The organism is Mycobacterium sp. TH-M82 (assembly GCF_057473605.1).
The window spans coordinates 1-12321 of record NZ_JBYCKY010000768.1 but is presented as its reverse complement, the minus strand read 5'-3'; the positions used below and the strand labels follow the sequence as shown (position 1 = coordinate 12321).

Genomic DNA, 12321 nt, shown 5'->3' with positions numbered 1-12321 from the left:
GAGCTAGGCTTTGATGGCTGCTGGGCGGAACATTCCTTGGCGCTTCATATGGTCAATGACGTTCTCGTAGTCTTTGCTGACGTCTTTGGCTCGGTATCCATACAGCGGGACGGGAAGGTAGTTGGTGTAGGCCTCATCCACGATCGAGCTACGTCGGACCGCCGGTGTGACCTTGTCACCGAAGCCTTCCTGTAAGTACTCCATCTGTTCGCGGTACACGCCGCCGGTGCCTGGCACGGCGCACGGCACGATGGCCAAAAGCGGGATGTCGATCCTGAAGGTCTTTTTGATGATCGCGAGTTCTTGCAAGAGCGCCTGGATGCCTTCTGATTCCTTGCCTGCTGGTTTGGTGCACATGATCAATCCCCATCCGCCGGAAGGGCCGTCCTCGTCGACTGAGGACGCGATCAGTGCCGTGGTGACTAGTGCGCTGTTGGAGCCGGGGGAGTCGATGAGGGTGACGTCAACAGGAGTGGCCGCTTCGAGGGCATCCCGCAGGCGCAGTACGCCTCCGGTCACGGCCGGTAGTTCGACCATCAGTTTGTCCAGAGTCGAGCGGGCGGCGGGCACGACCGTCAGGTTGCCGATGTGCATTTCGGTGGCCTCGTCGGTGGTGTATTCGGGTTCGCCGGCGTCGGTGAAACCCTGGATGATGCGAGCGGGCCGTTCGATGTCGTCGATTGTGGCTTGCTGGCGTAGTACATCGGCGATGGTGACACCGCTGATGTCGGGGTAGCCCAGCCAGGTGCTGGCGTTTGCTTGGGGGTCGAGATCGATGACGCGCACCCGCAGGCCAGAGCCTGCGAGCTGGATGGCGGTGGTCACGACGGTCGTCGTTTTCCCGACGCTGCCAGACATGTTGGCGACGGTGTAAGTGGACATCGATAATCTCCTTTGAGCATGGGGCGGGTGATGCAGCCTGCATCACCCGAGGCGGTTGTGACGGTCGATGCGGATGGTTTAAGCGCCGGCGGTCTCGAGCTGGCGGTGTTCCCATGGAGTCGGTTGGTAGCCGGCTCGGTTGATGAGCAGGTTGACGTGGGCGACGGCGTCGTCGTCCCAGGCCTTGTCTTTGAGTTCCGCGGTGTGTAGTTCAGCCGCGGCCACCGCACGGTGCCAGGCCCGTGCGTTTCGCGCCTTCTCCGCTGGGCCGTCAGCGGTGGCGTCCCAGTCCCGTAGCAGCGCGCTTACCGCTGATGTTGCGCTGCGCGCGGCCACGCCGGACAGGTATTGCGCCACCAGTATCTTGAGGAGCTCGGCGTTGGAGGGCTGCTGATTGATCAGTACCGCGCAGAATTCCCGCCTTGCGCGTTGGGCCTGGGCCGCGGCTTGGGCGTCTGCCTGTCGCTGGGCGGCTTCCGGAGACGGTTCGTCACTGTGGCCTGGATCCTGCCCTGTTTCTTCTCGAGGCGGGGGTGCGTTCGATTCGGCTGGCGGGTCGAGAATTTCAGCAGCGCCCGGCTGAGCGGCCGGGTCCGCGGCGGCCGCGTCGCCGATGCTCGACGTCGTCGACGTCAACCCTTCGCCGGCCAGGGGCCGTGCGTAGAGATCTAGGGCCCCTGAGGCGGGGTTGATGGCGCCGATGATCTCGGCGCCGGGCTCGTAGTCGGGGACGCGGTGGAGGTGGTAGTTCTCGCCGAGCTCGGCGCGGGGGTCCTCGACGAGGGGGATCCCTAACTCGTCGGCCTTGGCGCGGGCAGTGCGCTCGGCGATGACCCGCTCGGCGGCGCGGGTAGCGATCATCCCACGCGTGAGGATCAGGTGCAGGGCCTGCGTTTGTTCTTCGTGGCGCAGGTCGCTGAGCTGGTCGGGGTCCTTGGTCTTCTGCCAGCGCCGAGGCGGGCCATAGGGCAGCTTGCCGGCCAAGGCCGCGGCCTCGGCGCTGGGTAGGCGGCCGTCGTCGACGGCGTCGCGGACTTCGGGAGCCAGTAGCTTGAGCGCGAGCTTGCGCGACACTGTGGCTTGGTCGACGCCCAGTCGCTCGGCAATGGCGCGTTGGGAAAGTCCAATCTCGGAGTAGCGCGCGTACAACTCGCCCTCGGCAAGGTCGGAGAGGTCTTGGCGGCCAAGGTTTTCGGTAGCCATCGAGTCCAGATCGCCGTCGTCGACCATGATGGCGTCGTCGACGACGGCTGGGACGGTGTCTCTGCCGGCTTCGATCGCCGCGACGCGCCGGCGGTGACCGTAGACCAGTACGTAGCGCGCAGTGGCAGCGATGTCGGCGGCCGATGGTCGCGCCGCCATGAACGCATCGCGGGTGACCACCAGCACGGGCAGCCGTACGCCGCTGGCACGTACCCCGTTGAGGAGGTCTTCCCATTTGGGATCGCCAGGCTGCGGCTGTGATCGCCGGGGATCGTTGAACGGGTGCGGTGCGATCTCGGCCACGTGGATCTGGACGACCCGGTGCGCTTCGTTGGCGACCATGGCTGACATGCCCGCGATAAGGCCGGTTTCTTCCTCCGACGCCGCGGAGTCGGTAGCGGGGGAGGGGTCTGTGCTTGGTGCGGCGTCTCCGCCGGCCAGGGCCGCGAATCGGTTGGCGGTTTTGCGTCCGGCTGGCTTGGCTCGGCGGGCGGGGCGGGCTGTCGTTTGGGCCACGAGCACTCCTTTCTAAATACCGGTATTAGAGTAATAAATCGCGCGGCGCCTCAGCAAGCCTTTTGGCGCCTTTGCACGCTTGACCAAAGTGCTGCGGCCGTGATGCAGCGTGCATCACCCAACCCTCGAAGGCCACCGCAAACAAATCCTTCGTGTCACGTGACGATTTGGGGAGCGGGGGATTGGATAGCACGCGGTAGGGGCCTGGAAGACTCTGACGGGTTCACTCGCGTGGTCCCCATCATGGCAGCTCTTCGCGACACTGGCGAGACATGGGCCGCGCGCCCTGCGGTCATCGGGGAAAACGCATAGCGCATACCGAGCGCATACCGGGCGATGCGCCTCGCGCATACTCGCAGACTGCCTACCGGCATCGGCGGCTCGCGCATTGTGCTTTGGTGCGCGCGGTTGTCGCGCTGACTTCTTCGCTTCCCGAATTCTGCGGGGTGCGAACCTTCGCGATGGCTGCGCGAGGGCATGATTGGCGAACGGGATAGGCGATCTATTTGCCGTGTCCGCTTTATGTGCTCTACTGCGAGCGCGCGGGCAAAAGACCCATTGCGAAAGGGGTGACCGATGGCTGAATCAGACCTGGTACGGGAGTTGAGTGCCCGCGTTCTCGCCCAGGACGACAAGGTCCCGACTACCTTCCGTCTCAACCGGCGGACCCTCAAACGGCTTCGGACTCAAGAGAAACGCTGGTCGACATCGATGTCGTTCATCGTCGAGCGCGCCCTGGAACCGGTGCTGACCCAATTGGAGGAAGCCAAGCTGCCCACCGATGGAGCCGGTGCCGATGACGAATAGGTACGACGCGGTCGAGGTCGATGCGCACCAGGCCTGGTTTCTCGCCGACCACCTGCGCGTGGGGGCCTATCCGTGGATGCTGGCGATCACCGCCCCTTATGTCGATCCAGCGGAGCGGGAACCATTCAACCAGCGCTGCCTCGCGGAGCTGGCTGAGGCCGGCGTCATTGACGCAGAGGGGGACATCAAACCGTCTGTCGCGCAGGCGGTTAAGACCGTATGCCAGCCGCGCCAGTGGCTGGAATGGCGCACGATGATCGATCCCGAGCAGATTTTGCGGGGGGTGCTGGCGCGCACCTCACCGCCAGATGCCGTGGTCGCGTTGCGCTACGCGCAGATGGTGACGCTCACGCCGCTGCAGCTGACCCACAGCGAAGCGATCGTGCCGATCATCACCGCGGGATTGCCCCCCGATCAGCCGCCGGCTCGCTTCGAGGAGTTCTCACTGCCGATGGACACCGGCAAAGCCATCGACGACCGTGTCGCTCGTGGCGCTGACTTGATGGAAGCCCTCGTCGAGCTGGGCATCCCCGAACGAGAAGCTGAGATCATGGAAGTGGCCCGTGCTGGCGATCGCATCACCGTCGAACTGACCGCCCATGAGGCCACCAACGGCGCTCACCATCACACCGATGTCAGTGTCAACATCATCAGCACCGAGGTCGGGCAGATCCTCGTCAGCCCCACACCGGGGCAGCCTCGTGCCGGCGGGGTGTCCATTTTCGCTCCCGCTGAACCGTTTTCGATCGCCATGGCGGTGCGCGACCTCACCGAACGCCTCCCCTCGGGCTCGTGGTTCCCCGACGAAAACTTCAGTATCTGACCCTCTACCAACCCGAAAGTAGAAACCGAAGCGATGAGCACACCTTCTGATTCCTTCCCCCAAGACGACACCCCCCACCACGAACAGCCCACCTCAGACCAGCGCTACCCCTATCCTTCTGGGGCCGCCCCCCAGGAGGACGGCAGGCAGCCCAGCAACGGGCCAGACACCGGGCCAGGGCAGCGTGTGCGGTGGCCGGCGGCACCGCCTCCGCAGCAGGGGTCTACTCCCGGCGGCGAGGCGCCGCATCAGCCGCTGCCTCCTCCGCCGACCCGCGCGCCAGTGCCGCCGCCGTCGCGGCCACAACATGCGGCAGCGCACGGAGCGCCAACGTTCAAGCTGCCTGAACCGGCGCGGCCCAATGCCGAACCGCGCCAGCCGGATCCCGCTTGGCAGGCTGTCGAGGAGACGTCTAACGACAAGACCGCCGAGATCTCACTCGACCAGATCGCCGCGCACCGCGGCCAGCCCCCGCAGCACGAGCAAGGCCTTGACGGCTTTTTCACTGACACGCCGCTGCCGCATGAGCAGCACCTGCCGGCGGGCTGGCCTTCGACCGGGCCCTCGCAGCCGCCGGCCGCTGACCCGCACCAGCCGCTGTTCGGAGACCAGCCAAGCTCACCGGCAGCCTTCGCGCCCAGCGGCTACGGCGCGCTTGACGAAAGCCAACAGTTCGTCACCTCGCGGCGCCGACCTGTAGGCAAGGGCTGGCGAAAGCTGGTGTCGCAAATGACCTTCGGGCTCATCACGCCCGGGCCCAGCGCCAAGCAAGAAGAGCACGACAAGCTCATCCGCAGTATCACCGCACCGCTGCTCGACGTCTACGTGGTGGCGTTTGTCAGCGCCAAGGGTGGCGTGGGCAAGACGACCATGACCGTCGCCGCGGGCAGCGCGATCGCCCGCGAGCGTGGGGATCGGGTGATCGCCGTGGACGTCGACACCGATCTCGGCAACCTCTCGTCGCGGTTCGAGCAAAAAGGCGGCGCCGACGCCAACATCGAGGCGTTGTCGTCGCTGCAGGACGCCAGCAGTTATCCAACAGTCGCGACCTTCACCGTGCAGAACAAAGACCGCCTCGAAATGCTTGGCGCTCAGAACAATCCACGCTCCTCGTACACGTTGAACACGCAAGACTTCGAAGCGACGATGAAGATTCTCAAGAAGCACTACAACGTCATCCTGCTCGATTGCGGCACGGCGATCACATCACCGCTGTTTTCCACCATCGCCAATCACGTCGACAGCCTGGTCGTGGTGGCCTCTCAAGCCCCGGATGGACTCAACGGCGCCTGGACCACCATCCAGTGGCTGCAGGCGCACGGTTTCGCGCGGCTGTTGCCCCGCACGGTGATCGCGTTGAATTCGACGTTCAAGAACAAGCCGTTGGTGGACCTCGATGACGCCGAACAGGAGTTCACCGCCAAGATCCCGGGTGTGAGCGTGGTCAGGATCCCCTACGACGTCCACCTCGCCGAGGGACGCGATGTCACCTTCGTGGAACTCAAATCGCGAGCCCGAAAGGCCCTGATGGCGTTGGCCGGCTCGATCGCCCAGCACTATCCCGCCCGGGGGCCGCATCAGCACCGAACGACTGAAACTGGGGGTTTCTGATCGATGGATCCGGCCGCCGCTACCGGCCAAGTCCGCGTCGCCATCATCGGTGAAGACGCCGCGGTGGACTTGGCCCTGCCGACCACACTCGCCATTCGGGAACTGATTCCGCGGATCCGGGCAACACTGGCCACGGGTCGCGACGACGACGACGTGCCAGCCGATGCCGTCAACGACGACGGGTTGCGCCCTTACTCGCTAGCGCCTCTCGGAGGAACACCGTTTAGCTTGGACGCCACCCTGGCCACGCTGAACATCGATGACGGTGAGCAGCTCATCTTGTGCAAGCTGCCGCCGGGCCCCACGGCGCCGCCAGTGGTCGAAGACATCGCTGACGCCTCGGCGATTCATTCGGCCAGCCAGTTCAAGCCCTTCGAGCACGCCATGTTGCGCACCGCCGCCCAAGCGGTGGTGGTCACCGCGGCGACCTTAACGTGCGGCCTGGCGATCTATGGCTGGCACCGCGGCTACCGCGTGTGGTCGGCTGCAGCTTTGGGTGCGCTCGCGGTGGTCTTCGTCGCCGTCACCATCTGGCTGTACCGGCGCGGCCTGCTTGCTACCGCCGGCCGCCTGGGTCTCGCGGCCGCGGCGCCGCTGGCGTTGGCCGGCGCCGCGGTAGTGCCGGGTGATGCCGCGGCGCCGCGGGTTTTCCTGGCGGCGGCTTTCCTGGTCGCCTGGTCGTTGCTGCTGCTGGCCGTCACTAATAGTTGGGTGGCCACCCACACCGCGGTCGTCGCCGTGACGGCCACCGTCGCGGCCGCGGCCGGCGCCCGCATCCTGTGGCACTTGCCGTACTTGTCCCTGGGGTGCGGAGTCCTTGCGGTGTCCTTGCTGTTGGCCTCCAACGCCCCCACGGTGTCAGCGATGTGGGCGCGCTTCCCGCTACCGAATGTGCCCGCACCAGGCGAGCCCACACCCGCCGCGTCGTCGCTGGCCGAACTGGAAGATCTGCCCCGTAAAACCGCGACCTGCAACTCCTACCAGAGCGGTCTGATCGCGGCCTCGGTGATCTTGTCGGTGATCGGATCGGTGCTGGTGGTGTGGTTGCCTGACGCACCGCCACTGTTGGCGTGGTGGCTGGTGGTGGTCACCACCACCGTCACCGTGCTGCGGATGCGGATCTGGGACTCAGCGATCCCCGCACTGTGGTTTCTGGCGACCCCTTTTCTGACCGCGATCGCGTTGACGGTGTCGTTCACCGCCGCCGGCCACCTGGTCTCGGGCCTGTACGCGGCAGCCGCCGTGGTGGCTTTGACGCTCGTGCTGCTCGGCGCTGCAGCCATCAAACCGCGCGAGCTTTCCATCCCGCAGCGCCGCTGGCTGGACCTGTTCGAAAACGCCCTGCTGATCACGATTCCGCCGGCCATGTTGTGGCTCATCGGCCTGATCAGCCTCATCCGCAACCGAGGAATACTGTGATGATCCGCCGACTGGCCTCACTCGCCGCGACCATCGCTGTGCTGGTGGTGTCTAGCCCCGTGCCTGAGGCCGCCGCGCTGGCATATCCCGTCGTCGACCCAGCTGCGCTGCCCCCTGACGGTCCGCCCGCTCCAGGGCAAGAAATGCGCCAGAACGGCCAATGCCAGGTCTACGGCGCAATGCCCGGGTTCGACCCGGCCGCGGTGCCTCCCAGCCAGGCCATGCTCAACCTGCCCGAAGCGTGGAAAACCTCACGCGGCAGGGGAGTGGTGGTCGCGGTGATCGATTCCGGTGTCACACCACAGCCACGCCTGCCCAACCTCGCCCCGGGCGGGGATTACATCGATCCACCCGCCGGGGGTTTGTTCGACTGCGATGGACACGGCACCGCGGTCGCCGGGCTGATCGCAGCCCAGCAAGGCCCTGACGGATTCGCCGGCGTGGCCCCCGAGGCCGCGATCGTCTCAATCCGACAAACCTCAGCGCAGTGGGCACCCAAGACACCCTCAGGACAAGATGCCCAGCAAGCAAAGACCGCCGGCGATGTCGCCACGTTGGCGCGGGCGGTCCGCCACGCCGCCGACATCCCCGGCGTCCGCGTCATCAATCTCTCGCTGATCGACTGCTTCCCTGTCTACAAGCAGGTCGACCAAGCAGCGCTGGGCGCGGCCGTGCGCTACGCCGCGATCGACAAGGACATCGTCGTGGTGGCCGCAGCTGGAAACACCGGTGAGAGCAACTGCACCAGCAATCCGCTCACCGATCCCAATCGTCCCGACGATTCCCGAAACTGGGCCGGCGCCACCACCGTCTCCACCCCATCGTTTTGGCAGCCCTACGTCTTGTCAGTGGGCTCCCTGACCCCCGAAGGGCAGCCGTCGAACTTCACTATGGCTGGCCCATGGGTGGGCGTCGCTGCACCCGGTGAACAGGTCGTCTCGCTCGGCAACGGCCCAAACTCGGGCATCATCAACGGTCTGCCATCCAGCAAAGAGCCGTTGGTTGCCATCAACGGGACCAGTTTCGCGGCAGCCTACGTCTCCGGCGCCGCCGCCCTGGTCCGCTCCAAGTTCCCCAACTTGACCTCCCGTCAGGTGGTCAACCGCCTGGTCGCCTCGGCGCACAACGCCGCCCGTGCACCGTCCAACCTCGTCGGGGCCGGCGTCATCGACCCGGTAGCCGCGCTCACCTGGGACATCCCTCAAGGTGACGCCCTGCCGGCGCAAATGCCGATCGTGCGAGTCGCCCCGCCAGCACCACCGCCACCGGATAATCGGCTGCCGCGCCTGATCGCCTTCGGTGCGGGCATCGCGGCGATCGCCGCCGCCGTCATCGCTGTCACCGTGATTGGAATGCGCCGTGGTCGCACCACCCGCTAGCCGCGAGTCGTCTCGATTCTCCCCAGCGTGGCCCAGCTGGCGGCGCCTGACAACACTGGCCTCGCTGCTGCTGCTCGGGTGGGCGACGCTGCTGCCGCCAGGGCGAACACCCCAGTGGTGGCACTACGCCGCGGCGGTCGCGGCGGTCGCCGCATTCGTGGGGTCCTGGCACGGCCAGCACGTGTCGACGACGGTGGCCCGCTGGACTCCCATGGCGTGGCATAACCGCCGTCAACGCTCCCAACGCACCGGTCACCGCAGGCGCAGCGCAACCCCGGCGCAGCCGCCGCCGACGCCCCGGGAGAGCGCGCTGCAAGCCCGCATCGTCATCCACCTGCGCACCCATCCGCATGCACTGAGCGCCCCCGGCGACCACAGCGACCAGCTTCCGTGGGAGTTCATCACCGCTTGGCTGGATCGTTATGGGGTGCGCGCCGACGCGCTGACCATCTGCTCGGTGACCCGCACCCCACCGGCCAGCGGATTGCGCAGCGACTCAGCGCCGCTGCTCAGCGGCCGCAACAGCCAGCACCGCGACACGTGGCTGAGCTACACATTGCGCGCAGAAAACAACGTGGGGGCCTTGACCGCCCGCCGGACCACACTGAGAACTCCTCCCGGCGTGACCTCCGACGACGACACCTCGCAATCACAACCGCATCGCGCGGCGCTAGCCGACACCGTGGCGCGCCGGCTTATCGCCGAACTGCGGGAACGGGGATGGCTGGCCACCCTCAGCGACGAGGAAGAACTTCCTCGGTTCGTACCGCCGTCGGCAACGGTGCGCAAGGAAACCTGGACTGGCACAGAGTATTCCGATGGCTTCCGCGCCGTGTACGCCGTGGATCCCGCAGCGCTGCCCGATGTCCTGGAAACCCTCACCACCCTGCACACCAAGGCCACCTGGGTGGCGGTCACCATACGCTCACGCGGCCGCCAACCAGCCACCGTCGAAGCCGTGGTCGGCACGCTGACTGCCAGCCGGCCGCCCCGGCAACTGCCGGGCCTTACTGGGTTTCACGGATTGCATCGACACATCGCGCCGGTGCTGGCAGCCACCGGCATCGATGCGGGCGCCGACGTCGAGCTGCCGGCGACCGAGGTGGCGCCGTCAACACTGGCGGCGCTGCGGTGGCCGACGGCGGCGATCGGTGTTCCGATCGGCTATAACCGCGCACGCCAGCCGGTATATCTGGGGCTGGCCTCACCGGAGCCGGTGCGGATCACGGTGACCGGCACCCGACAGTTCCACATCGGCATCATCGCCCGCCTCGCCTTATCAGGCCAGCCGGTTGCCCTCTACACCGCCGATCCACGCCAGTGGACCGCTCTGGCCAATCACGCGGCGCCGCAACAATTCTCGATACGCCCTACCACACCGCCGCCTGACGCGATTGTCGTCAGCGACGCCAGCAGCGATGCACCCACCGGTGCGATCACGGTGACACTGCGCCGCCCGCAGTCTGCTCAGGCTCCCGCCACGACGATCGTCATCACCCAGGACGGCCGGCACCCGGACCTGTTCTACATCACCACCGCGCATGGCCGTCAGTGGCTTAGCACGCGCCTTGTTCCCGTGCCCAACGAGTAAGCGAGGTCAAAGGTCATGTCGACTACCCCAGAGGAATTCCTCGCCGATACGGTCGAGCTGCCTGAGCGGATGCCGGCGTTACCGTTCCCTGCCGAGTCGGCGTGTCGACTAGGTTCAGGGTTTTTTTGAGTGCAGTCTGGGGATGGCGCGGTGGCTGGTCAGCAAACCAGTCGCGGGAGGGTTTCGCTTGGTGGGCTGGCGAGTTTTCTGGGTTCCGGGTGCATGCTCAGCTCAGGGTGTGCGACCGCGGCTGTTAGCCGGCTGGGTTAATCTCGCGAATCGCGAAGAATCGGTTGGGGTTCGGCCGGGTGACCCTATCTTTTTGTCACCGGAGCGGTGAGTCGACGCGCGGCTGTCCGCGTATGCCCAGACGAGAGTCTTTCGCGGTTACACCGCTGAGACACGGCGCAACCATGTGACCGACCTGCGCTTATTTTTGACCTTTCTGTGGGCAAAGAAGGTGGGTTGGTGGGAAGCGACCCGTGATGATGTCGAGGACTATGAGCATTGGCGTCGGTTCGCCGAGCACAATCCTCGCCGTATCGGCGGGGCGAAGTGGGATCGTGAATTGTCAGCGTTGGCAAGCTTTTACGCTTGGGCTTCCGAACACCGGCATGTTCCGCGTAGTCCCGTAGCGATGAAGCGTGTGATCGCTCGTGATGGCGCGGCGGTCACGGTGCCCGCGGCACGGGCGAAGGATGTGCGCCGCAGTAATGTGCACTGGCTTACGCCTCGCAGCTGGCGGCGGTGGATTGATGTCGGGCTACGCGGCTATACCTGCGACGGTGTGCTTGACCGCGGTTGGGGTGGACGTTTAGAGGACCGCAACGTCGCTTATGTGCGGCTGATGGTGACATCGGGTCTTCGACGAGCCGAGGGTGGTTCCCTTCTGACAGTTGAAGTCCCGGCCCGTCGCGGGGATACGAGCCGCTACTGTCGAGGACGGATCGCCGCCGAGGTCACCAGGGCGAAGAAACCGAGAACGTTCTACGCTGCCGCTGATGCTGTCGCTGAGGTGGAGACTTACTGCGATTCCTCCCGCGCGCTCGCGGTCCGCGGCGCGCAGCAGGCGCGGCGCTATGAACGCCTGGTGGAGCGGCGTGTTGTCACTGAGATAACCCGCGGTCTTAGCCCGCTGGTGGTATGGCGGTGCCCGGATGGCTCCATCGTGCGACGTGAATTGAACAGCCTGACCGTCAATGAGCGAATTACCCTGTTTGTTGAAGGCGAACATGGGCTTGAGCCGTTGTGGCTGTGGCTGAATGAGCAGGGACTGCCGTTTCAGGTGCATTCGTGGGACGGTGTTTTCACCGCGGCTAATCGCCGATGCGATACGGTCCTGACTCCGCGGCAGCGGCTCGGGTTGGATCCGCACAAGGTGTATGCGCCTTATGCCACACCGCATTCCGCACGGCACAGCTTTGCCCTCTACATGCTGGTCGTGCTGAATTCTTTGATGGATCAACGGTATGGGCTGACACCTGAGGATCGTCGGGACTTCCGCCATCTCTACGGCGATCCGTGGTTCATGGTGCAAAATCTCCTCGGTCACGCTTCCCGGGAAACCACCGTTGAGCGTTACCTCGCACCGGTAGCTGATCTGCAACTGCGCTCGATGCTGGCAGATGCTGTCGATCCGGTGCCAGCGCCCATGCCTGAGCTGGATGCCGTATTCGCGCGTATTGCCCGGGAATCGGAAGGCATTCAAGACGTTGATGACTTCGGTTGGGCAGGCGGCGGCACATGACTGTGCGTGGCCGGCCCGCAGTGCTTCCGCCTTCCGATCACCGTCGACCCAAGGCGCTGGCACCGCAGGGCTTGGTTGTTTTCCACTGCAACGCTGCGGGCCGGGTCAAGGAATATGACTTCGCCACGTTGCCGGTTGACGAAGCTTTGCAGCGATCGTTAGCGGCGTTGTTCGCCCGCCGCTGCGTGCCACAAACCTGGACCACGCATAGGACCTCGCGCGGCATGTGGCGACAAATCGTGCGGTTCGCCTGCGTGTGATCACCTGAGTTGGCCCCAGTTGGGTCGTTTTTCTGCATGAATTTTGGCTCCACCTGGGCGGTGATTCGCTGCACGGTGGGCTC

Annotated in this window: 10 protein-coding genes; 7 read left to right on the top strand and 3 right to left on the bottom strand. The window is 65.5% G+C overall.

What is annotated here, in order from left to right:
- Window positions 1–3: 3 nt before the first annotated feature.
- Both AC2VON_RS22830 and AC2VON_RS22825 read right to left on the bottom strand, forming a co-directional pair.
- The gene (locus tag AC2VON_RS22830; protein WP_036473494.1) at window positions 4–882 is read right to left on the bottom strand and encodes a ParA family protein; all 879 of its coding nucleotides are present in this window, start codon (window positions 880–882) and stop codon (window positions 4–6) included.
- Window positions 883–960: 78 nt separating this feature from the next.
- The gene (locus AC2VON_RS22825; RefSeq protein ID WP_036474044.1) at window positions 961–2601 is read right to left on the bottom strand and encodes a ParB/RepB/Spo0J family partition protein; all 1641 of its coding nucleotides are present in this window, start codon (window positions 2599–2601) and stop codon (window positions 961–963) included.
- Window positions 2602–3177: 576 nt separating this feature from the next.
- On the opposite strand from AC2VON_RS22825, the gene AC2VON_RS22820 reads away from it, so the two are divergent.
- From AC2VON_RS22820 to AC2VON_RS22790, 7 genes are all read left to right on the top strand, one after another.
- On the top strand, window positions 3178–3408 hold the full coding sequence (locus tag AC2VON_RS22820; RefSeq protein WP_081284089.1) for a hypothetical protein: 231 nt from the start codon (window positions 3178–3180) through the stop codon (window positions 3406–3408).
- Window positions 3383–4231: an ESX secretion-associated protein EspG gene (locus AC2VON_RS22815; RefSeq protein WP_225337319.1), complete on the top strand. Its 849-nt coding sequence runs from the start codon at window positions 3383–3385 to the stop codon at window positions 4229–4231. Before AC2VON_RS22820 ends, AC2VON_RS22815 begins: the two co-directional genes overlap by 26 nt.
- A 33-nt stretch (window positions 4232–4264) precedes the next feature.
- Window positions 4265–5842 carry a MinD/ParA family ATP-binding protein gene (locus tag AC2VON_RS22810; RefSeq protein WP_036473488.1) on the top strand — a complete coding sequence of 526 codons (1578 nt, stop codon included), beginning with the start codon at window positions 4265–4267 and terminating at the stop codon, window positions 5840–5842.
- Window positions 5843–5845: 3 nt separating this feature from the next.
- A complete protein-coding gene (gene eccD / locus AC2VON_RS22805) occupies window positions 5846–7261 on the top strand; it encodes a type VII secretion integral membrane protein EccD (protein ID WP_036473487.1) in 1416 nt (471 codons plus the stop codon).
- Window positions 7261–8640 carry a type VII secretion-associated serine protease mycosin gene (mycP, locus tag AC2VON_RS22800; protein ID WP_036474042.1) on the top strand — a complete coding sequence of 460 codons (1380 nt, stop codon included), beginning with the start codon at window positions 7261–7263 and terminating at the stop codon, window positions 8638–8640. Before eccD ends, mycP begins: the two co-directional genes overlap by 1 nt.
- Window positions 8621–10231 carry a hypothetical protein gene (locus AC2VON_RS22795; protein ID WP_225337320.1) on the top strand — a complete coding sequence of 537 codons (1611 nt, stop codon included), beginning with the start codon at window positions 8621–8623 and terminating at the stop codon, window positions 10229–10231. The genes mycP and AC2VON_RS22795 overlap by 20 nt, the downstream gene beginning before the upstream one ends.
- Before the next feature lie 352 nt (window positions 10232–10583).
- Window positions 10584–11978 (top strand): site-specific integrase, encoded by a 1395-nt coding sequence (locus AC2VON_RS22790; protein WP_081285079.1) that lies wholly within the window; start codon window positions 10584–10586, stop codon window positions 11976–11978.
- 37 nt (window positions 11979–12015) lie between these two features.
- On the opposite strand, the gene AC2VON_RS22785 is transcribed toward AC2VON_RS22790, so the two are convergent.
- Window positions 12016–12321, bottom strand: a 306-nt coding sequence (locus tag AC2VON_RS22785; RefSeq protein WP_486954902.1) for a hypothetical protein, incomplete at its 5' end; no start/stop codon positions are given.

Bases quoted from the DNA above. Each gene is read 5' to 3' on its own strand.
- AC2VON_RS22830 (WP_036473494.1), bottom strand. From the start codon at position 882: ATGTCCACTTACACCGTCGCCAACATGTCTGGCAGCGTCGGGAAAACG.
- AC2VON_RS22820 (WP_081284089.1), top strand. From the start codon at position 3,178: ATGGCTGAATCAGACCTGGTACGGGAGTTGAGTGCCCGCGTTCTCGCC.
- AC2VON_RS22815 (WP_225337319.1), top strand. From the start codon at position 3,383: ATGGAGCCGGTGCCGATGACGAATAGGTACGACGCGGTCGAGGTCGAT.
- AC2VON_RS22810 (WP_036473488.1), top strand. From the start codon at position 4,265: ATGAGCACACCTTCTGATTCCTTCCCCCAAGACGACACCCCCCACCAC.
- eccD (WP_036473487.1), top strand. From the start codon at position 5,846: ATGGATCCGGCCGCCGCTACCGGCCAAGTCCGCGTCGCCATCATCGGT.
- mycP (WP_036474042.1), top strand. From the start codon at position 7,261: ATGATCCGCCGACTGGCCTCACTCGCCGCGACCATCGCTGTGCTGGTG.